This is a genomic window from Falsiroseomonas sp. HC035 (assembly GCF_050563525.1).
In the GTDB taxonomy this organism is placed as follows: Bacteria; Pseudomonadota; Alphaproteobacteria; order Acetobacterales; family Acetobacteraceae; genus Falsiroseomonas.
Genome location: NZ_JBNXUN010000005.1, coordinates 73,184 through 95,340, shown reverse-complemented (window position 1 = coordinate 95,340; position 22,157 = coordinate 73,184). Strand labels below are relative to the sequence as shown.

The window sequence follows — 22,157 nt, the reverse complement described above, 5'->3', positions numbered from 1 at the left end:
CGTGGCGCGGCCTACTCTCATGAACGGATACCCCATCATGGCTATCGGCACCGTCAAGTGGTTCAACGCGACCAAGGGCTACGGCTTCATCCAGCCGGAAGACGGCTCCAAGGACGTCTTCCTGCACATTTCTGACGTGCAGCGCGCCGGCCTGCAGGACCCGCGCGAGGGCGACAAGATCGAGTACGAGATCCAGCGCGGCCAGCAGGGCAAGGAATCCGCCGGCAACCTGAAGCGCGTCTGACGCGGACAGGCTGACGGTCCGGCCTCGGCCGGTTCTGTTGCAGGCGGCCCCGGTGCAAACAGCACCGGGGCCGTTTTGCGTTTCGGCTCACCCCAAGGTGAGCAGGCGGGACGACCTCAACGATTCCAGTCATCCCGGCCGCGGTCGGAATCGCGCCGGTTCAGCGCGTCCCGCGCCCGTGCGGTGGCCGATGCGGCGCGCGGCAGCGGCGGCAGGTTCGCCAAGCGGGCCAATGCGGCCTCCGATCCGCCAGGCGGCGCGAGTGGCACGAGCGCGGCACCGGCGGCGGCGCCATCGTTGCGCCGCAGCGCCACGGCGGTGCCGTACAGCGCATTGACGGCAACCTGTGCGGTGGCGGCTTGGCGGAAGCCCAGCGCGGCCCGCGCCTCGTCCCGCGCCTGGCGCAACTCCACCGAGACGAGCGGGTCCATGTCCCGCCAGGCGCCACCGGTGCCGAGTTCGGCGGTGAGGTATTCCAGTTGCGCCAGCGCCTCCGCCGCCGCCGCCGGATTGCCCTGGAGCGTGGCGGGGCGGCCGAAGGCGTAGGAGGATGCGAGGATCGCACCGCGTGTTGGGTCGCCCGCCCCCAACGGCAGGCCCGCCGCCGGCAGGTTCACCGTCTCGGCCGGTGCGGTCGGCGCCAATGGGGCGCAGCCGGCCGCGAGAAGAAGCGTCAGCGTGGCGCGGCGGGGCAGATGCATCGCAACCTCCTTAATCGTTGCTCCGGAAGGTGGGTGCCCGTGGCCAGCCCGCCACCCAACGTCGCCCCCGATCAACGCACCACGATGGCGCCTGTTCAACGCGCCAGGCTGGCGCGCGCCATTCAACGCGCCAGGCTGGCGCGCGCCATCTAACGCGCCAGGCTGGCGCGCGCCGTTTAACGCGCCAGGCTGGCGCGATGCCGCTTGGCCAGCGCGACATAGGACGGCGCGGTGCGGTCGAACTTGGCGCGTTCCTCGGCTGACATCACCCGCACCAGCTTGGCCGGGCTGCCCATCCACAACTCGTTCGGGCCGATCACCTTGCCCGGCGGCAGGAGGCCACCGGCGCCGAGCATGCCGCCCTCCTCGATCACCGCGCGGTCCAGCACCGTGGCGCCCATGCCGACGAAGGCGCGGTTCTTCAGGGTGCAGGCATGCACGATGCAGGCGTGGCCGATGGTCACGTCGTCACCGATCAGCAGCGGCTCCGCCCCGGCATTCAGGTGCAGGATGCTGCCATCCTGGATGTTGGTGCGGGCGCCGATGCGCATGATGTTCGTGTCGCCGCGCAGCACGCAGTGATACCAGACGCTGCTGTCCTCACCGATCTCGACGTCGCCGACCACGACGGCCGTCGGCGCCACCCAGGCCTCCGGGTGGATTTTCGGCAGTTTGTCCTCGAAAGGCAGGATGGGGCCGGTCATTGCACTTCTTCCCTTGAGTCAGGCCGCCAGCGGCAGGGCCGCGGCGACATCCACGCCGAGCATCAGCCCGATGTTCTGGACCGCCGCACCGGACGCGCCCTTGCCGAGATTGTCCAGCCTGGCCACCAGCACGGCCTGGCCATGCTGCGGGTGGCCGAAGACGCGCAATTCCAGGAAATTGCTGCCGTTCAGATCCTCCGGCGCCAGCCGCGCCTTCGGGTCCGCCGCCGCCACCCGCACCCACCCGGATTGCGCATAGGCGGCGCGCAGACAGGCCTCAAGGTCGGCGGGGCTCGGCCGGCCCGTCAGCAGGTCCAGGTGCAGCGGGACCGAAACCAGCATGCCCTGCGCGAAATCGCCGACGGAGGGCACGAAGATCGGCCGCCGCGCCAGGTCCGAATAGCGCTGCAACTCGGGCACATGCTTGTGATCGAGGTTCAGGCCGTACAGGAAGAAGGGCGCCGCAGTGCGGGCCGGCTCGAACTCCGCGATCATCGACTTGCCGCCGCCGGAATAGCCGGAGACGGCGTTGATGGTAATGGGATAGTCGCGCGGCAGGATGCCGGCCTCGACCAGCGGGCGGATCAGCGCGATGCCGCCGGTGGGGTAGCAGCCCGGGTTGGAGACGCGCGCGGCGCCCGCCACCGCGGCCGCCTGGGCCGCGTTCAACTCCGGAAAGCCATAGACCCAATCGGGATCGACGCGGTGCGCGGTGGAGGCATCGATCAGCTTCGGCGCGTCGGCGCCGAGGCCGGCGGCCATCGCGGCGCTTTCCTTGGCGGCGTCATCCGGCAGGCAGAGCACCACCAGGTCCACCTCCGCCATCAGCGCGCGTTTGGCGGCGGCATCCTTGCGCTGGGCGTCGGGGATGCTGCGCAGCGCGATGGCGGGGAATCGCGCCAGGCGTTCGCGGATCTGCAGGCCGGTGGTGCCGGCCTCGCCATCGATGAAGACGCTAGGGATGGATCCCTTGGCCATGGTGGTGTTCCCTCGATCGCAGCCATGCCGCCCTCCGGCGGCCGAAAAAGCAAGAGGGGCAGGTCCTTGCGGACCTGCCCCCCTGATGTACCAGCCATGCGGCCGGGCGTGACGCCCGTCCGCGAGGCGTCAGCGCTTGGAGAACTGGAAAGAACGTCGGGCCTTCGCCTTGCCGTACTTCTTGCGCTCGACGACGCGCGAGTCGCGGGTCAGGAAGCCGGCCTTCTTCAGGATGCCGCGCAGGCCCGGCTCGTAGTAGGTGAGCGCGCGGGTGATGCCGTGGCGCAGCGCGCCGGCCTGGCCGGACAGGCCGCCGCCGACCACCGTCGCGAAGACGTCGAACTGCTGGTCGCGGTCGGCCACCAGGAAGGGCTGGCCGATCACCATCCGCAGCACGGGGCGCGCGAAGTAGGTGTTGGACGGCTTGCCGTTGATGACGATGTTGCCCTTGCCCGGCTTCACCCAGACCCGTGCGATGGCGTTCTTGCGGCGACCCGTGGCGTAGGAACGGCCCTGGGCGTCACGCTTCGGCTGGACGACGACGGCGGCTTCACCGGCGGTGCCGCCAGCAGCGTTCACCAGGTCCTTGAGTTCGGACAGCGAGCCGCTGCGGGGGGCAACAGCGGGGGCCGCGGAGGGGGTGGTTTCGCTCATGCTCAGGCAGCCTTACCGGCGCTGGCCTTCGCAGGCGCGCCAAAAACGTTCTTGCGGTTCATGGCGGCGACATCCAGGGCCTGCGGCGTGTTGCCGGCATGCGGATGCTCGGGGCCGGAATAGACGTGCAGGTTGCGCATCTGGGCGCGACCGAGCGGACCACGCGTGATCATGCGCTCCACCGCCTTCTCCAGCACCCGCTCCGGATGCGGGCTGTCCAGGCGCTCCGCCAGGGTGCGGCCCTTGATGCCGCCGGCATAGCCAGTGTGCCAGTAGAACACGGCCTGCTCGGCCTTCTGGCCGGTAACGCGCACCTTCTTCGCGTTGATCACGACGACATGGTCGCCGCAATCGACATGCGGGGTGAAGACGGCCTTGTGCTTGCCGCGCAGCCGGTTCGCGATGATGCTGGCGAGGCGGCCGAGGACCAGGCCCTCCGCATCGATCAGCACCCAGTTCTTCTTGACCTCGGCCGGCTTCAGCGAGCGGGTCTCTCTCGTCAGCATTTTTGGGCAATTCCGCAATTCAGAGTGGCGCGGGGTATCGTCCCTGGGCGGCGGGAAGTCAAGCAAAAGCCGGGCATTCAGGGCTGTGGTATTGGGATACCGTCAGCCGCCGGCAGCTCCGCAAGACGGATCAAGCGCCCCCGTGGCAAGCCGCCACCAGTCCCGTGGCAGCCGCCACCAGCCCCGTGGCAGCCGCCACAGCAGCGAAGGAGCCAGCCATGTTCAGCCACGTCACCCTCGGCACCAACGACTTCAACCGCGCCCTGGACTTCTACGACCGCCTGCTCACCCCGCTCGGCCTGCCGCGCTTCCACACCGACCACGCCCAGGGTCAGGCCGGCTATGCCGCGGGGCCGGAGGCCTCCCCACAATTCTGGCTGATGCGCCCGATCGATGGCCAACCGGCCAGCGCCGGCAACGGCACCACGGTGGCCTTCGAGGCGCCGGACCGCGCCGCCGTCCGCGCCTTCCACGCCGCGGCGCTCGCGATGGGCGCGCGGGAGGAGGGTAGCCCTGGGCTGCGGCCGCATTATCATGCCGACTTCTACGGCGCGTATCTGCGCGACCCGGATGGCCACAAGCTGTGCTGCGTGTGCCACCGGCATGAAGCGACCTCGGAGGAACCGGATGACCGGCCCAGCTGACAAACCCAAGCCCTTCGGCCTGGGTCGCAACGCCTCGAACTACGGTGATCCGGATTTCGCCCTGTACCTGCGCCGGTCCTTCGCCAAGTCCATGGGCTATTCCCAGGCGATGCTGGACAAGCCGGTGGTCGGCATCGCCGACACCGGGTCCGACTACAACAACTGCCACCGCACCGCGCCGGAGCTGATCGAGGCGGTCAAGCGTGGCGTGCTGGCGGCCGGCGGCCTGCCGCTGGCCTTCCCGACCATCAGCATCTGCGAGCCCTCGCTTTCGCCGTGCTCCATGCACTACCGCAACCTGATGGCGCTCGACACCGAGGCGATGTTGGCCAATCAGCCGATGGACGCCGCGGTGCTGGTCGGTGGCTGCGACAAGACGGTGCCGGCGCAGTTGATGGCGGCGATCAGCGCCGGGACGCCGAGCGTCATGCTGGTGGTCGGCCCGATGCTGGCGCAGTCCTTCGCGGGCGAACGCCTGTCTGCCTGCACGGACTGCCGGCGCTACTGGGCACGCTACCGGGCCGGGGACGTGTCCTCCGAGCGGATCGCGACGCTTGAAGGAAAACTCGCCACCACCGCCGGGACCTGCGGCGTGATGGGCACGGCGAGCACCATGGCCTGCATCGCCAGCACCTTGGGCTTCATGCCGCTGGACGCGGCCTCCGCCCCCGCCGTGCATGCCGACCGGCTGCGCATGGCGGAGGAAGCCGGCGCGCAGGCGGTGCGGCTGATCCACAAGCCGGTCTCGCCGCTGTCCCTGATGACGCAGGGCAACCTCGACAACGCCGTGCGGGTGCTGCTGGCCCTCGGCGGGTCCACCAACGCGGTGGTCCATCTGGCCGCGATCGCAGGGCGGGCGGGCCTTTCGCTGGACCTGCGGCGGCTCGACGCGCTGTCGGAAACCACGCCGGTGCTGGTCGACCTGAAGCCGACCGGCGAGGGCTACATGGAGGATTTCCACGCCGCCGGCGGCATGCAGGCGCTGCTGTGGGAAATCCGGGACCTGCTGGACCTGGAGACGCTGGACCTGGACGGCGTGACCCTGCGCGACCGCATCGGTGACGGCAGCCACTTCGTCGACCGCAAGATCATCCGGGCGCGGGACAAGCCGGTTTCGCCGGTTGGCGGGCTGGTCACGCTGTACGGGTCGCTCGCCCCGGATGGCGCCATCCTCAAGCGCAGCGCCGCCACCGAATCACTGTTCGAGACCGAGGCGCGCTGCCTGGTGTTCGACGGGCTGGCGGACCTGTCCAACCGGATCGACGACCCGGACCTCGACGTGCTGGCGACCGACATCCTGGTGCTGAAGAACGCCGGGCCGCGCAGCCCGGCGGGGATGCCGGAGGCCGGCTACCTGCCGATTCCGAAGAAGCTGGCGCGGGCCGGCGTGAAGGACATGGTGCGGATATCCGACTGCCGCATGTCCGGCACCGCCTTCGGCACCATCGTGCTGCATGTGGCGCCGGAGGCTTCCGTCGGCGGTCCGCTGGCGCTGGCGCAGACCGGCGACCGCATCCGGCTTTCGGTGAAGGACCGCCGCATCGAATTGCTGGTGGAGGAGGCGGAGATGACCCGCCGCCGCGCCGCCTGGTCCCCCGCCCCCGCCCCGGCGCGGGGCTGGGACCGGCTGGTGCATGAACAGGTGACGCAGGCGCCGCAGGGTGCTGACCTCGCCTTCATGCTGCCGCCGGCCCGCTGATTGGGCGAAACGGCGGTCATCGGCGCCGGCGGCCGCAGCGGTTCGGCCCTGTGCCGGGCGCTGCTGGCCGCGGGACGCCGTGTCCGGCCCGTGGTGCGGGACCTTGGCCGCTGGCAGGCGCTCGGCCTGCCGGGCGAGGCGCGCGTCGCGGATCTCCGCGACGCGGCCGCCGTGGCGCGGGCGCTGGAGGGTGTGGTGGCGGTGGTGAACTGCGCCCATGCCCGGCACGCGCCGGCGGTGCTGGCCGCGGCACCCACGGATGCAAGGCTGGTGCTGCTGGGTTCCACCCGCCGCTTCTCCCGCTGGCCGGACGAACATGGCGACGGCGTGCGGCAGGGCGAGGCGGCGTTCCTCGCCAGTGGCCGGCGCGGCGTCATGCTGCACCCCACCATGATCTATGGCGCGGCCGGGGAGGACAATGTCCAGCGCCTGGCCGCTTTGCTGCGCCGCCTGCCCTTCGCTCCGCTGCCCGGCGGCGGCCGCGCCCTGGTGCAGCCGATCCACCAGGAGGACCTGACCCGCTGCATCCTGGCCGCACTCGACGTGGACTGGCAGGGGCCGGAGGCGCTGGTGGTGGCGGGGCCGGAGCCCCTGCCCTACCGCGATTTCGTCGCCGCCGTCGCGCGCGCCGCCGGGCTGCCGCCACCCCGCATCCTGCCGCTGCCCGCAGCCCTGCTGCGCGCCGCCGCGCCGCTGACCCGGATCATCCCCGGCCTGCCGCGTATCCGGCCGGACGAGTTGCGGCGGCTGCTGGAGGACAAGGCCTTCGACGTGGCGCCGATGTGCGACCGCCTCGGCGTCGTCGGCATGCCGCTGGAGAATGGACTCGCACGCACCTTTGCCTGAGGCCCGTCTTGCCCTCCGCCCGGCGCCGACGCACACAGGCTGAAACGCGCGGAGCACGAGCATGCCCATCATCAACCGCATCGCCGAATTCCACCCGGACATGACGGCGTGGCGCCAGGATTTCCACCAGCACCCCGAACTCGGCTTCACCGAAACCCGCACCAGCCGCGTGGTGGCGGAGAAGCTGCGCGAATTCGGCGTGGATGAGGTGGTGACCGGCATCGCCACCACCGGCGTCGTCGGCGTGATCCGCGGCACCGGCAATTCCGGCCGCGCCATCGGCTTCCGCGCCGACATGGACGCGCTGCCGATCGAGGAAGCCACCGGCAAGCCCTATGCGTCGAAGACCCCTGGCATCATGCATGCCTGCGGCCATGACGGGCACACCACCATGCTGCTCGGCGCCGCGAAGTACCTGGCGGAAACCCGCAACTTCGACGGCACCGTCTACCTGGTGTTCCAGCCGGCGGAGGAGAACCTGGCCGGCGGCGAGGTGATGGTGAAGGAAGGCCTGTTCGAGCGCTTCCCGATGGACCGCATCTTCGGCCTGCACAACTGGCCCGGCGCGCCGGCCGGCATCTTCCTGCACGCACCCGGCCCGGTCATGGCGGCGGTGGCCAACCTGGAGGCGACCATCACCGGCCGCGGCGCACACGGCGCCATGCCGCACAACGGCGTCGACCCCATCCTGATCTCGGCGCACATCGTCACCGCGCTGCAATCCATCGTCGCCCGCAACCTGAACCCGCTGGAAGCCGGCGTCATCACCATCGGCCACATCACTGGCGGCTTCACCTTCAACGTCATCCCGGAGAGCGTGAAGCTGCAGGGCACGGCGCGCTGGTTCCTGCCCGAGGTCGGTGACCTGCTGGAGAGCAAGTTCCGCGAGATCGTCACCGGCGTCGCCAGTGCATTCGGCGCCAGCGCCGAATGCAGCTTCACCCGCGCCTATCCCGCCACGGTGAATGAGCCGGAGAGCACCGACATCGCCGCCAAGGCCGCCGCAACCGTGGTCGGCGAGGCGCGAGCCCAGAAGCTGCCGCAACCGACGATGGGGGGCGAGGATTTCAGCTTCATGCTGAACGAGAAGCCGGGCGCCTACCTGTTCCTCGGCGGCGGCAAGGGCGAGGGCGATGCCATGGTCCACCACCCGAAGTACGACTTCAACGACGAGATCCTGCCCATCGGCGCCTCCTGGTTCGCCACGCTGGCAGAACAGGTGATGCCGCGGCGGGGGTAGCGCCTACACCCCCTGCGCGACCCGGCCGCGCAGCCCGTCGACCAGTCCCAGCAGGCGCCGGGTCTCGAAGGGCTTGCGCAGCACGGCGTCGAAGCCTGCGGCCCGGCAATCGGCCTCAACCCATTCGCCGGGGTCGGCGGTCAGCGCGATCAGCGGCACGCGGCCCAGCGTGCCGGGCATCTCCCGCACCGCCCGCGCCACGCCGAGACCGCCCAGACCCGGCATCTGCAGGTCCAGCACTGCCAGGTCGAAGCCCGCGCCATGCAGGGCGGCGAGCGCGGCGGGGCCGTCCTCCACCGCCGTCACCGCATGCCCGGCACGGGCCAGCATGGTGGTCAGCAGCATCCTGCTGGCCGTCACGTCCTCCGCCACCAGGACGCGCAGCGCGGGACCGCTGCGGGGCGCCGGCGGCGCTGCGCCCGGGCGGAAGGGCAGTTGGAAGGTCAGGCGCGTGCCACGGCCTGGCAGGTTCGCCGCCGTGATGCCCCCACCCATCGCCCGCGCCAGCAACCGGCATAGCGCAAGGCCGAAGCCACCGGCGGCGCCGCCGCCCTCGAACAGCCGCGCCAGATCCTCGGCCGGGAGCCCCGGACCGGAATCCACAGCCGTGATCTCCACCTGTTCTGGGCGCGGGGTCAGCCGGGCGGCCAGCAGCACCTCCCCCGCCGTGCTGGCGCCGATGGCGTGTTCCAGCAGCCGCAAGGTGACCTGGCGCAGGCGCAGCGGGTCGCCACGCAGCCAGCGTGGCAGGCCGGGATCGATGGCAACGCGCAGCGCCACCCCCTTTTCCTGCGCCAGCGGGCGCAGCCGGGCCGCGCAGTCATCCAGCAGGACGGCGATCTCGATATCGGCATCCTCCAGTACGATGCCGCCATCCTCCAGCCGGGCGAAATCCAGCACGTCGTCGACCAGGGCGAGCAGTGCGGTGCCGGCGCGGCGCTGATCCTCCACCCAGCCCCGCGCCGGCTTCGGCAGGCCGGCTTCCGCGAGGCGGGCATTCTGCGCCAGCAGCGCTGCCAGCGGCGGGCGCAGGTCCTGGCTCACGGCGGTCATCAGCTCGATACGGCTGCGCTCCTGCTTCAGCGCACGCGTCAGCGCATCCGCCTGCCGACGCTGCATCTGTGCCGCCTGCCCCCGGTCCCGCCGTTGCAGCCGCACCGCCAGACCAAGCGCCGCCAGCAGGGCGGAGGCGCCGAGTGCCGCGATCAGCCATCCAAGCCCGGCCTCGGCCAGGCCATGGCGTGGCGCCGCGACCACCAGGGACCAGCGCGAATCGCCAACCGGCAGGGCGAGCGCCAGCATGTCCCCGACGGCCACCGGGCTGCGGCGCTGGTCGAGCGCCGGGCGCAGCATCTCGGCCTCCGCCCCGCCGGTCGCGGCGCGGGCGATCATCCGACCTTCGCCATCCAGCAGCAGCGCGGACCAGCCGGGGCGCAGGCCGACGCGATCCAGCAACTGCGCGAAGCTTGTCGCTTCCTGCGTCGCCACCAGGGCGTAGCGCACCGCCCCGTCCGCCCGCACCGGAACGCGGAAGGACACGCGGCCATCCACGAGCCCGCCCGGGGCCGGCAGGCCGCTGCGCAGCACGCTGCCGACGGCGGCCAGGTCCTGCACCGGCGGCAGCAGCGCACCCTCGGGGAAGCGCAGGTTCAGCAATTGCCGCTCGCCATCGGTCAGGGCGATGGTGAACCACTGCGGCTCCCGCGCCAGCAGCCGCTGCGCCTCCTGCCGAAACCCGGCCAGGTCACCCGCCGCCAGGCGCGGCGACCCGGACAGCGCATCGAGCGCCCGCATCCCGGCACGCAGCTCGGCATCCAGGCCTGCGGCCAGCGCGGTGGCGCTGTGCAACACGTCGTCCCGGCGGTCCGCCCGGCGATCCGCGGCGACGGCCACCAGAAGCAGCAGCCCGAAGGCGGCGAGCGGGACCAGGGCCAGGAACGGGCTGGCCAGGACCAGCCGGTCCCAGCGACGGGTCTCGCCACCGGCGGCCGGAGAGGCAGGTGGCGCGAGGGTGTTGAACACGGGCGGAGGTGCCTTCGGGACCAGGGGGCGCGCCCGAGGTTACCACCTATGCGTGTATAACCACAACATCACGCTACCAAAGAACGAAATACTATTGCGGCTGGATGCGAGCGGCGGCCACCAGTGCCTGGTTGCGGGTGATCTCCGCCGCGATGATTTCGGCGAAGCGCTCCGCCGATTCGGACAGCGTGGTCAGGCCGAGATCAGCCATGCGGGCGGCCACCGCGGGTTCCGCCGCCGCCTGGTTCACCGCCGTATTGGCGCGGGTGACGAAGTCCGCCGGCAGGCCTCGCGGACCCCAGATGCCGGTCCAGCCCTCGTAGATCATGTCGGCAAAGCCGCCCTCCACCAGCGTCGGCACCTCCGGCAGTACGCGCTGGCGGCTGGAGGAGGTGACGCAATAGGCGCGCAGGCGCCCGTCACGGACCAGCGGGATCGCTGGGCCGAGCGGCGCGAAGAACAGGCTGACGGCGCCGGAGACCAGGTCGTTCATCGCCGGGCCGGTGCCGCGGTAGGAGACGAAGGTGGTCTCCACGCCGAGCTTCTGCCACAGCGCCGCCGTCGCCAGCTGCCCGACGGAGCCGAGCGAGGAGCCGGCAAAGGAGAAGCGGTCCGGCGTCGCGCGCAGCGCCGCGAGCAGCGCGGCGAGGTCCGGCGGCGCCAGGCCCGATCCGCCGACCAGCACATAGGGTATGGAGACGGTGCGCGCGACGGGGGTGAAATCCGCACGCAGGTCGAAGGGGATGTTGCGCTGCACGAAGGGCAGCACCGTCAGCACCTCGTTCGAATACAGAAGCGTGGTGCCATCCGCGGCACTCCGCGCCACCGATTCCGCGCCGACCACGCCATTGGCGCCGGAGCGGTTCTCGATCACCCAGGACTGTCCAAGATCCTCAGCGGCCTTCGGGGCGATGAGACGGGCGGTGAGGTCCGTGGTGCCGCCCGGTGGGTAGGGCACCACCAGCCGCGTGCTGCGGGTGCCCTGCGCCAGGGCGGGGGCGGTGAGCGCCGCGAGGCCGATGGCCAGCGCGCCTCGGCGTGTCGTCTCGTGCTTCATTGTGACAATCCCCCCTGCCGCCGCAGCGTCGCCACGCCGTCGGCGGACAACACTTCGGCTTCTAAGCATGGTGCAGGGGGTCCCGCGCCTGTCAAGCCGCGCCCAGTCAGGGCGCGGCCGTATCCGGTCAGAGGTTGAAGTCGGACTGGAACAGCGTGTGCAGGCCGGCGAGCCGGATCGCCAATTCGGCCGCGCCGCCATCGCCGGCATCGACCAGCACCATCGTATCCGCGCCAACCTGCTCGTAGCGCACGGAGCCCTGGCCACCGGCCGTGAAGGCGCCGGTGCCGACGAAGGCGAAGGCCTGGTTGCCGGCTTGGCCGAGATGTCCGTCGATCGGGCTGAGGTTGATCTTGTCGCCCTCGAACCAGGAGAAGTCGAGGATGGTATCGGGGTTGGCGACGGCGCTTTCCGCGAAGCCGTAGTACAGGAAGCGATCCGCCCCGGCACCGCCGGACAGCACATCCGCGCCAAGGCCGCCGACCAGTTCATCGAGCCCGCCGCCGCCGGACAGCACATCGTCGCCCTCCGCGCCGGTCAGCCGGTTATTGCCGTTGTCGCCGGACAGCGTGTCGTTGTAGGCGGAGCCGAGCAGGTTCTCCACCTGCACATAGGTATCGCCAGCGGCGATGCCGGTATTGCCGGCCGGCGCGCCGAGCGAGGCGCGGATGCCTATGTTGGAGGACCCGTAGCTCACCGTGTCGACGCCGGCGCCGCCATCGAGCAGGTCGGCGCCGGGCCCACCGTTCATCGCGTCGTTGCCGTCGCCACCGTAGATCGTGTCGTTGCCACCGCCGCCGCCCAGCACGTCGTTGCCCTGCAACCCTTCGATCACATTGGCCGCCGAATTGCCGATGATGGTGTCGTTGTCCAGGGTCCCGGTGAACGGCGCGCGTTCCACCGGCAGGCCGGGGGCGAGGTTGACACCGGGGACGAAGGTGATGCCGGGCATGGTCCCATCGGTCGGATAGAAGTCGTTCATCACGATGGCGCTGTCGGTGCCGAGGTAGATCACGGCGCGGCCATCCACCCGCTGTACCGCGACTGGCGCGGCATAGCCGTAGATGGTCAGCGTGTCGCCCTCGGCGGGCTTGAAGTCGAGCAGCAGGTCCACGCCGTCGCCCTTCTGCCAGATGAAGCGGTCGGCGCCGCCATCGCCGGACACCGTGTCGCCGATCACCACACCGGTGATGTAGCCGCCGATGAAGGACGCGCGGCCGAAGTCGGTACCGCCCAGGACGGTGTCGTTGCCGTCGTGGCCGGTGACGCGGTCGTTGCCGGCGCCCCCGAAGGCGATGTCGTTGCCGGCATTCGCCTCGACGATGTCGTTGCCGAGGCCACCGAACAGCGTGTCGTCGCCACCCTCGCCCTGCATCCGGTCATCGCCCGTGCCACCTTCCGCCCAGTCATTGCCCTCGCCGGCCTCGATCGTGTCGTTGCCGTCACCGCCGTAGATGACGTCGTTGCCGCCATTGCCGTGCAGGTTGTCGTCGCCGGCATCGCCCTTGATCTGGTCGTCGCCCTCATGACCGTTGATGACGTCGTTGCCATCGTTGCCGCGCAGGCAGTCATCGCCCCGCAGGCCGTTGATGTTGTCGTTGCCGCCCAGGCCATCGATCTTGTCGCCGGCCTCGGTGCCCGGGAAGGCGTCGTTGCCGTTGGTCAGCACCGTGGTGGGCAGGTCGCAGGTGCCGACGACGTCCGGGATGAAGCCGGCATCGACATGAGTGATGACCGCGCCCTGCGCCAGCGTGATGGTGCCGGTGCGGCCGCTCGGCGCGGCGTCGCTGTCCGTCGCGTCGTTGCCGGCATCCCGCACCGTCGCGGTGTGGCCGGTGGGCGTGTTGAAGCGCACCACGTAGTCGCCCGGCCGCAGGCCATCGAACAGGTAGAAGCCCGAGGCATCGGAAGTGGTCGTGGCGATCACCGCGCCCGATGTGCTGAGCAGCCGCACGATGACGCCGCCGATGCCGGGTTCCTCGGCATCCTGCTGGCCGTCGCCGTCCCGATCCGCCCAGACCCTGTCACCGATGGAGCCCGCGAAAAGCAGCCCCGCATCCAGCGACGTGTTCACCTGGCCGGAAGTCAGCGTGACCTGCTGCGTCTGTCCCGTGGCGAGGTCGGCATCGCTGTCACGATTGTCGTTGCCAACATCCCGCGTGGTGAACACGGAGCCGGCTGGTGCGACGAACTGCACCGAATAGCTGCCCGGCAGCAGGTTGTCGAAGCTGTAATGTCCGCTGATGGCGGTGACGGTGGTGGCGATGACGGCGCCGCCGGCATCAAGCAGCCGCACCGTAACGCCCCGCGCACCCGGCTCTCCCGTATCATGCACTCCGTTGCCGTTCAGGTCGCGCCACACCCTGTCACCGACCGTGACGCGCTGGAACAGCCCGGCATCGAGATCGGTCCGGGCATCGCCGGAGTACAGCATGACAGGCGGAACACTTCCGTCGGCGAGCGCGTCGCTGTCCAGCGCGTCGCTGCCGATGTCACGCGGCGAGACCTCGTAGGTCGCCGGCGCCACCACCTGCACGCCGTACTGGCCAGGGGCGAGGCCGGCAAAGTTGTAGAGGCCGGTCGCATTGGTCTGCGTCGCACTGATGATGGCACCGGTGCCATCCAGCAGGTTCACAGTGACCCCAGCCAGGCCAGGCTCCCCGACGTCCTGCACGCCGTCCGCATCCCGGTCGAGAAAGACCCGGTCGCCGAGAGAAGCGGGAACGTACAGGCCCGCATCGAGGTCGCGCGTGACCTGCGCCGGCAGCACCTGCACCGCATGCGTGATGCCGGTGGCGGGCAGCGCGTCGCTGTCCACTGTGTCGTCAACGCCCTGGTTCGGCAGGGTCAGGCGTTCGCCGGCCGGCGCCGCGACCTGCACGCGGTAGAAGCCGGTGATCAGGTCCTCGAACAGATACTGGCCCGTGGCGTCCGTGGTGGTGGTGCGGCCGGTCGGCGTGCCGTCCGCGTTCAGCAGGCGGACGGTGACGCCGGCGCGCGGCGCCTCCGCCGCATCCTCGATGCCGTCGCCGTCGCGATCCACCCAGACGCGGCCGGTGAGGTCGCCAAGCAGCAGCAGCCCGGCATCGACATCGGTACGGTCCTGGCCGGAGGCAAGCGTGACGAGATCGGTGCGGCCGGTGGTGCGGTCCGCATCGCTGTCGGCCGCATCGCCGCCCTGGTCCTTCCTGGCGAAGGCGCGGTCGGCGGGGGCGACGAACTCCACGCGGTAATCGCCCGGCGCCAGATCCTCGAAGCGGTAGAGGCCGCCGGTGCCGGTCGTGGTGGTGGCGAGCACCGTCAGCCCATCGGCCGACAGCAGGCGCACGGTGATGCCGGCAAGGCCCGGCTCTCCGATATCCTGGATGCCGTCATTGTCGAGGTCGTCGAACACCTTGTCGCCGAGCGAGGCGTAGCGGTACAGCCCGGCATCCACCGTGTCGTCGGTCTCGCCGGAGGACAGGTTGACGAAGCCGGTGCGGCCGTTGGCGGCGATGTCGCTGTCACTGCCATCCGCGCCCTGGTCCTGGCGCGTCGGCACGTAGCCGGCCGCCACCACTTCCACCCGGTAGTCGGCGGGCGCCAGGCCGGTGAAGGCGTAGCTGCCGTTGACGCCGCTGGTGGTGGTGCCGATGACGGTGCCGCCGGCGTCCAGCAGGCGGATGGTGGCGCCGACGATTCCGGGCTCCCCCGCATCCTGCTGGCCATCGCCGTCCAGATCCTCCCAGACCCGGTTGCCGATGGCGGCCGGGGTATAGACACCGGCATCGAGCGTGCGGTTGTCGCCACCGGAGACCAGCGTCACCTGTTCCGTGGCGCCGGTCAGCGGGTTCGCGTCGCTGTCCAGGCCGTTGTCGAGGCCGACATTCGCCTTGGTGAAGGGCATGGCCCCGGAGGGGGCGAAGGTGACGCTGTAGGTGCCGGGCGCCAGGTTGTCGAACAGGTAGTTGCCGTTCGAATCGGTCAGCGCCGTGCGGCCGGTGGAGACGCCGTTGGCATCCAGCAACGTGACCAGGCGACCGAAGATGCCGGGCTCGCCTGCCCCGTCCTGGAGGCCGTCGCCGTCCACATCCTCGAAGACCGTGCCGCCGAGCTTGGCGCCGCGGTAGAAGCCGGCATCGAGGCGGGGCTCGGCCTCGCCGGAGTCCAGGTTGAAGACATCGCTGCGGCCGGTGGCGTTGACGTCGCTGTCGCCGGCCTCCTCGCCCTGGTTGCGCTGCGTCGCCGTGAAGCCGTCCGGCAGCACCTGGATGCTGTAGTCGCCCGGCACCAGGCCGGTGAATTCGTAGAAGCCGTCGGCGCCGGTGGTGGTGGTGCCGATGACGCTGGCACCCTTCAGCAACTGCACAGTGGCGCCGACGATGCCGGTGGCACCGTCATCCTGGCGGCCATTGCCGTTGGTATCTTCCCAGACCCGGTCACCGATGCTGGCGAGCTGGTAGTAGCCAGCATCGACGTCGCGGCGGTTCTCGCCATTCACCAGGGTGTAGACCGGCGTGAGGCCGCTGGCCTGGTCTGCGTCGCTGTCGACGCTGTCGATGATCCCCTGGTTGCCGAGCGTCCGCTTCTCCAGCCCCGCCTCGCCGAACCGAACGCGGTAGCTGCCGGGCACCAGCGCATCGAACAGGTAGGACCCATCCGAGGCGGTGACGGTGCTGAGGCCGGTCGGGCTGCCGTCGGCGTTGAGCAGGACCACCGGGATGCCGGCGACCACCACCGTCTCGCCCGGGCCGCGGATGCCGTCGCCATCGGTGTCGCGGAAGGCGATGCCGCCGAGCGAGGCACGCACCACCGTCAACACTTCCGGCTCGGTGACCGTGACCTGGTTCGTGCTGGGGGTGACGCCGTAGGCGTTCACCGGCACGGAGGACACCACTGCGCCCGTGTTGGTCAGGATGGTCCCGTTGGCCTGATCCGCCACCTGCGCGATGACGCGGAAGGTGATCTGGTCCGTGGCGGTGCTGGCGTTCTCGACGGGATTGGCAATGTCGCCGAGCGCAAAGCTCAGCGTGCGGCTGCCGGCATCGTAGCTGCCGGACGCGCCGACCGCGAGGGCGGAGCCGGTGATGCCGCCGAGCGAGATCAGGTCCGAGCCGATATAGGTCAGGCCGGTCGGCAGGACGTCACGCAGCACGATCCGCTGGGCGCCCTCCCCCAGCGTCGCGGTGACGAGGAAGCTGACAAATTCGCCGACACCGACATTGCTGCCGGTGGTGGCGACGAAGCTGGTGGCCTCCAGCGTCTTGCTCACGCTGTTCACGATATCAACCAGCACCGTGGCCGGGTCGCTCTCCGTCACGCTGGCGCCGTTGGTCGGGGCTGAGGCGTAGGTGATTTGCGCCGTGTTGACGATCGCCTGGCCATCCACGACGTTGGCCGCGAGGCGGCCCTGGTAGGTGATCACGATCGGCGCGTCGGTGCGCAGGAACTGGCCGAGGCTGTAGCTCAGCGTGCCGCCGGCGATGCTGGCGGTGCCGGTGCTGGCCGTGGCGCTACCCGCCAACAGCGCGACGCCGGCCGGCAGGATGTCCTTCAGGGCAAGGTTGTAGGCCGCGGCCGTGGAACCGGCGGCGTGGCTCAGCGTGACGGTGTAGGTGACGAGGTCACCGGCATCGCGGGCGCCGGGCAAGGCGTCCTTCACGATGACCAGGTCCGGCCGCACCACGTCGATGGCGGCCAGGTCCGTCGCGCTGCCGAGGCCGGGCGTGCCGCCGCCAGGCGCGTAGGTCTCGACCTTCGCGGTGTTGATCAGCGTGCTGCCCGGCGTGGCGTCCGCGGCAACGCGCGCGTTGACCAGGATCGTGACGGTGTCGCCTGCATCGCGGTCATTGTCGCCAGCATTGACGATGGTGCCGAAGTCGAAAGTGTAGGAGCCGCCGACAACCGAGGTGGCGGCCGCGCCGACGGCAAGCGAAGATCCGCTGATGCTGGCGCCGATGCTCTCGACCGAGGCGCCGTTGAAGGTCAGGCCGGTCGGCAGGCTGTCGGAGATCACCAGTCGCTGCGTGCCCTCGCCCAGGGTGATGGTGAGGCGATAGGTGACGGTCTCTCCAGGCGCGGCATCGGGGTTCGAGACGTTGCCGAAGGCGCTGCCGGAATTCGCGTCGCCGGTCGCGACCACCGACTTATCGATGGTCGGCGCCAGCACGACCGTCCGCGTCTCGGTGTCCTGCGTGCTGTAGCTGCGGCTGGCCAGGTCCTCGGCCGGCGTCGGGCTGCCCGGGGTCACGAAGTCCGCCGGGTTGCTGTCATAGGCCAGGGTCGCGGTGTTCGACAGCACCTGCGCCGGCGTCACGCTGTCCAGCAGACGCGCCTGGTAGGTGATGGTCACCGCCGTGGCGCCGAGCAGGTACTGGTCAGCCGACCACGAGATGGCATTGCCGGTGCTGCTGACGCTGCCGGTGCTGGCGGTCAGCGTGCCGGCGACCAGCGACATGCCGGCGGGGATCAGGTCCGCCACCTTCAGGTCGTAGGCCGGCGCGTCGGAGTTGTTGGCGTGCCGGATCGTGATGGAGTAGCTGACGATCGCCCCGGCATCGAGCGCCTCGCCGGAGACGATGGTGGAGGCCTTGTCGATGCTGAGCACCGGCTCGACCACGTCGATGACCACCTCGGGCAGCACCACACTGGTAGCCGGCGCGCCCGTCGTGCCGGTATCGACGCGGGCGATGTTGCCCAGCTGGTCGGCGTCGCTGTTGTGGCTGAGGTCGTTCACCACGGCCTTCAGCCGCAGCACTATGACCTCGGCATCCGTATTGGCGTTATTCGAGACGTTGCGGACGCTGCCGAAGTTCAGCTCGAACCGATCGTCACCTGTCGTGCTGCCCGTGTTCGAGGTGGTCACGACCGGCGCGCCGACGGCGCCGCCGGCATAGGTCTGCAGGTTGCCGCCGACCGAGACCACCTCGAGCGAACCTGGGATGAAGGTCAGCGTGCCGTTGACGCCGTTGGTCAGATCCTCCAGCACATCGGTGATGCGGAAATTCGGGCTGTCGCCTTCCGGCAGCCGTACACGGATCTCATAGGTGACCTCCTCGCCGATGCGAAGATCGACGCGACCGCTGCCGTGCCGGTCCAGCGGCACGGTGCCCTCGGCAGAGGGACCACGGGTGTTGGGATCGGAGGTCGCGATGATGGTCTTGGTGATGGAGGGCGCGTCGATGGTGACGGTGTGGCCGTCGCTCACTGTGCTGACGCGGTCGCTGGTGCTGGCGGTTCCGTCCATGGAGCTGCCGACAGCGGTCGCGGTGTTGACCAGCGTCTCCCCTGCGTCGACCTCGGACTTCACCACGACGTCGAACTTGACCGTGATCTTCTCGCCCGGGTCCAGATAGTCCAGCGTGATGTCGACCGGCGTCGCACCATAGGTGATGCGGCCGGCGGCGATCCCGGTGACGGTCAGCGTGGCGCCCTGGTAGATGGCGTCGAGCTGCACATCCGTCAGCAGGTCCTTCAGGTTCACGTCCCAGGCGCGGGCGGTGAAGTCGCTCGTGCCGGCGCCAGCCGCGGGGGCACCCTTGTTCTCCAGCGTGATGGTGTAGTTGATGGTATCGAAGGCATCGGCCTTGGCGGTATTGGCCGTCTTGTCGATGACCAGGTTCGGCGCCACCACGTCGATCTGCGAGGTCGCGCTGGTGCTGCTGCGCCCGCCCGGCGCATTCGCGTTCGCCGCGCTTGCGATGACCGTATTGGTCAGCACGTCGCCACGCAAATTGGCAGCGTTGTCCCGCACCACCGCATCGACTTCCAGTGTCACCGTCACCGGTGCCGTGGCGGTCGTGTCGGCCTTGTTGTGCACGTTGCCGAAGGCGAAGGTTACCTTGTCGGCGCCGTTCAAGCCGTCCGTGTCGGTCAGCGTGATGGCCGGCGTTTCATCGAAGGTGCTGTTGTTGCTCAGGCCGGTCACGCTGATGAAGCGCCCCGCCAGCGCCGTCATCACGCCGCCGCCGCCGGCATCGGAGGTCGGCAGGTAGTCCTCGACGCGGAAATCCGTCATGCGGCCTTCCGGCACGGTGACGGTGATGCGGTAGGTCACGATCTCGCCGATCGTCGTATCGACGCGCGCATCGTTGCCGGCGAGCAAGCCGGTGTGCGACTCGCTGGTAGCGGAGACGAACTTCGCGATGGCGGGCGCCTGGGTGCGGACGATTGCGGCATCCGTCAGGTCGCCGGCCGGGGTGTAGGCCGTACGGTCGATCCCGCCTTCCATCGCGGCGAAATGCTCGATGGTCGCGGTGTTGGTGAGGTCCACGCCGAACACCGGCACGTCCGCGACCAGTTCCAGGTCGTAGGTGATGATGACGATGTTGTCGCCGCTGCTGGCGCTGTAGGCGCCGATGCTGCCGCTGTTCACCGCATCGCCGAGGCGGATACCGCCGGCCGGATCGAACAGGCCGGTTCCCTCCACCGTGAAGGGAATCGCGTTGCCGGCACCGTCCGTGACGCGCAGGTTCAGGCCACCGGTCGCCGGCTCGAAGCCCGCGGGGATGGTGTCGTGGATCAGGACGTCGAAGGCGCCCTTCAGGGAGCTGCCGGTGTTCTCTACCACGATGGCGAAGGACACGCGGTCTCCGGCATCGGCGCCGGTCAGGTTCGCGTCGATCGGCACGCTGTCGAGGTTGGTGCTGGTGATGGTGCCGGTGAAGCGGTTGCCGGCGCTGCCCGGCGCGCTGAAGGCGACGGGGCCCGCCGTGGCTGTCAGCGTGCCGGCGCCACTGTCGGCGATGACACCCTTGGTGATGTTCAGCTCCGGCTCGCCGAGCACGAACTGAACGATGGAGTTGTCTTCCGACACGTCGCCGAAGCTGTTTGTCTCCGTGCTGGTGACCTGGTTGGTCAGCAGCAGGCCGTCGCCGAACTCCTCATCCTCCACCACCACGGTGAACAGCAGGTCGATGCGGCTTGGCAGGTTGTTCGGGGCGCGTGCGTCGCCGAAGTCGAACTTCAGGAAATTGCTTGCAGAGTCGAAGGAGATGGAAGGCGTCGTGGTCGGGTCGCCGGAGCTGTCATAGGTGGCACCCGGGCCCCACTTGGCCTGGTTGGCGCCCGGCACTGCCGCGCTGACGATGTCCGTGAAGCTCATCCCGGCCAGCGCCTTCAGCACCGGCAGCGGCAGGAAGTCGGTCAGCGCCACGTCGTGTGCGCCGGTCAGCGGCATGTCGAGCGTGAGGCGAAAGGTGATCTGGTCGCCGGCGGAAATCGGGCCCGGCGCAAAGGAGGTGTTGCCGTTGATGGCATAGATGGACTTGCCGACCTCGCTGACCGGCATCACCACGCCGGCGCTGCTGTCGTCGCCCTTCGGCGCGTCGGTCTCGTCGACCACGCCGTCGAACACCACGTCGTTGACCAGCGGGTCGCCCTGGTCCACCAGCGGCTCGTTCGAGGGGGCCGGGCTGGTGGAGATGTAGCTTTCCTGGATGGTGCTGTGGAACTTCACCAGCACCGTCGCCTGGTTCTCCACGCCGCCGGGCCGGCCGTTCAACACGTCGTCGATGCCACGGTCGCGCATTTCCTGCGAGACGTCGAAGCGAATGGTGGACAGGCCGGTCAGCGCATCGCGCACGACCGAGATGTTGGTGGGCGCGATGGTGCCGCTAAACAGCACCGCACCGCCTTCGCGCATCGTGATGGTAGCCGCGAAGGATGGGTCATAGACCTGCCCGTCGCCGAGCGTGTCGACCAGCACCAGGTCGTCCATGTTGAAGTAGTTGGAGACCTGGCCGTCCAGCGTGTATTCCAGCGTCTCGCCGGCCTGCAGCGTGCCGAGCGGCTGGACGGACTTCTGCACCGCGATCGACTTGGCGGTGATGATGTCCTCCGGCCCGGCCGGGTCGATTGCGAAGACCACCAGCGGGTCGCGCGCATCGAGGGGCTGCCATTCGGCATCCAGGCGCGCATTGTTCTCCAGCACGCGGAAGGCACCGGTCGTGGGGTCCAGCACCGGCGTCACGCCATCGCGCAGGAACTCGTCCACGTAGAAATCGATCTTCAGCGTCGGCGCCGGATTGCCGCCGGTGTAGCCGCCGGTCAGCGTGGCGACGACCAGGCCCGTTGCGTTATCGTAGGTGACGCTGCCGGTGCCGTTGACGATGCTGGCGCCGGTGATGATGGTGCCGTCCGGCATCTGGTCGGTCAGCACCAGCTTCGTCACGGTCTGGCCGTCCGCGATCAGCGCCTTCACCAGCCACTCGCGCGGGTAGGAGGGGCCGGTCGCCGTCTCCTGTTCCGGCCCGACATAGACCTTGTCGAGTTCCAGCACCGTCGGTGTCACCGAAAGGCTGCTGGTGGCGCCCGTCACCGGGTTGTCCGTCACCGGGTTCAGCAGCGCATCGCGTCCATAGGCGAAGCCGCCGGAGGCCTGCAGGTTCAGCGGCTGAGCGAGGTCCGCCAGCGGGCTGAGCTGGAGCGAGACCTGGAGGTCCGAGGGTGTCTGGCCGGCCGTGAAGCTGCCGAAGGGCAGCCGCAGCACCACCAGCGTATCGCCCGGCGTGCCAGTAACGGCCAGCGGCGTCCCGGCGGCGGTGGTGGCATAGGGGTGGATGACCTGCCCGTTGGCCGGGAATTCCAGGACCCATTGCTGCAGCGGCACGCCGAGGTAGCTGGCGCCGAGATAGGCGAGGCCGTCATTCGCGGTGGCCCCGGCGCTGCCGGCACCCGCGCCGTCCTTGCCGTTCGTCGGGATGACCAGGTTGACGTAGGGCGCATAGCCGACATCGGAGCCGGCCGCGCCATTCGGCACGTTGTCGAAGCGCACGGTGACGGTCTGAAGTCCGCCGATGGGCGCGTTGATCGCGCTGCCCTGGAGGAAGGTGACAACAGGCTGTGCGGACATCCAGGCGCTCTCCGTCGGAAGATCCGGCGGC

Annotated in this window: 13 protein-coding genes; 5 read left to right on the top strand and 8 right to left on the bottom strand. The window is 69.8% G+C overall.

Annotated elements, in window-relative coordinates:
• The first annotated feature begins 37 nt into the window (after positions 1 to 37).
• A complete protein-coding gene (locus ACLF3G_RS12855) occupies positions 38 to 244 on the top strand; it encodes a cold-shock protein (RefSeq protein WP_168051108.1) in 207 nt (68 codons plus the stop codon).
• A 116-nt stretch (positions 245 to 360) separates the two neighbouring features.
• On the opposite strand, the gene ACLF3G_RS12850 is transcribed toward ACLF3G_RS12855, so the two are convergent.
• The 5 genes from ACLF3G_RS12850 to rplM form a co-directional block, all read right to left on the bottom strand.
• Positions 361 to 945, bottom strand: a complete 585-nt coding sequence (locus ACLF3G_RS12850; protein ID WP_430669777.1) for a hypothetical protein — start codon at positions 943 to 945, stop codon at positions 361 to 363.
• 176 nt (positions 946 to 1,121) lie between these two features.
• Entirely contained in the window at positions 1,122 to 1,649 is a 528-nt protein-coding gene (locus tag ACLF3G_RS12845; protein WP_430669776.1) for a gamma carbonic anhydrase family protein, read from the bottom strand.
• Between the two features lie 18 nt (positions 1,650 to 1,667).
• Positions 1,668 to 2,627 (bottom strand): N-acetyl-gamma-glutamyl-phosphate reductase, encoded by a 960-nt coding sequence (gene argC / locus ACLF3G_RS12840; RefSeq protein WP_430669775.1) that lies wholly within the window; start codon positions 2,625 to 2,627, stop codon positions 1,668 to 1,670.
• A gap of 129 nt (positions 2,628 to 2,756) precedes the next feature.
• Entirely contained in the window at positions 2,757 to 3,281 is a 525-nt protein-coding gene (gene rpsI / locus ACLF3G_RS12835) for a 30S ribosomal protein S9 (protein WP_430669774.1), read from the bottom strand.
• Between the two features lie 2 nt (positions 3,282 to 3,283).
• Complete coding sequence (gene rplM, locus ACLF3G_RS12830) at positions 3,284 to 3,787, bottom strand: 50S ribosomal protein L13 (RefSeq protein WP_430669773.1); 504 nt, start codon at positions 3,785 to 3,787, stop codon at positions 3,284 to 3,286.
• Between the two features lie 218 nt (positions 3,788 to 4,005).
• Here rplM and ACLF3G_RS12825 point away from each other — a divergent pair, with 218 nt between their 5' ends.
• The 4 genes from ACLF3G_RS12825 to ACLF3G_RS12810 all read left to right on the top strand — a co-directional run bounded on the left by ACLF3G_RS12825 (position 4,006) and on the right by ACLF3G_RS12810 (position 8,216).
• Entirely contained in the window at positions 4,006 to 4,431 is a 426-nt protein-coding gene (locus ACLF3G_RS12825; RefSeq protein WP_430669772.1) for a VOC family protein, read from the top strand.
• The gene (locus ACLF3G_RS12820) at positions 4,415 to 6,130 is read left to right on the top strand and encodes a dihydroxy-acid dehydratase (protein ID WP_430669771.1); all 1,716 of its coding nucleotides are present in this window, start codon (positions 4,415 to 4,417) and stop codon (positions 6,128 to 6,130) included. The genes ACLF3G_RS12825 and ACLF3G_RS12820 overlap by 17 nt, the downstream gene beginning before the upstream one ends.
• Positions 6,131 to 6,976, top strand: coding sequence for an SDR family oxidoreductase (locus ACLF3G_RS12815; protein WP_430669770.1), 846 nt, complete (start codon positions 6,131 to 6,133; stop codon positions 6,974 to 6,976).
• Between the two features lie 61 nt (positions 6,977 to 7,037).
• The gene (locus tag ACLF3G_RS12810; protein ID WP_430669769.1) at positions 7,038 to 8,216 is read left to right on the top strand and encodes a M20 aminoacylase family protein; all 1,179 of its coding nucleotides are present in this window, start codon (positions 7,038 to 7,040) and stop codon (positions 8,214 to 8,216) included.
• Between the two features lie 3 nt (positions 8,217 to 8,219).
• Here the strand turns inward: ACLF3G_RS12810 and ACLF3G_RS12805 are convergent, their stop codons facing one another.
• From ACLF3G_RS12805 to ACLF3G_RS12795, 3 genes are all read right to left on the bottom strand, one after another.
• The gene (locus ACLF3G_RS12805; protein WP_430669768.1) at positions 8,220 to 10,238 is read right to left on the bottom strand and encodes a hybrid sensor histidine kinase/response regulator; all 2,019 of its coding nucleotides are present in this window, start codon (positions 10,236 to 10,238) and stop codon (positions 8,220 to 8,222) included.
• Positions 10,239 to 10,329: 91 nt separating this feature from the next.
• Positions 10,330 to 11,295, bottom strand: a complete 966-nt coding sequence (locus ACLF3G_RS12800; protein ID WP_430669767.1) for a Bug family tripartite tricarboxylate transporter substrate binding protein — start codon at positions 11,293 to 11,295, stop codon at positions 10,330 to 10,332.
• A 127-nt stretch (positions 11,296 to 11,422) separates the two neighbouring features.
• The gene (locus ACLF3G_RS12795) at positions 11,423 to 22,126 is read right to left on the bottom strand and encodes an SdrD B-like domain-containing protein (protein ID WP_430669766.1); all 10,704 of its coding nucleotides are present in this window, start codon (positions 22,124 to 22,126) and stop codon (positions 11,423 to 11,425) included.
• Positions 22,127 to 22,157 lie beyond the last annotated feature (31 nt).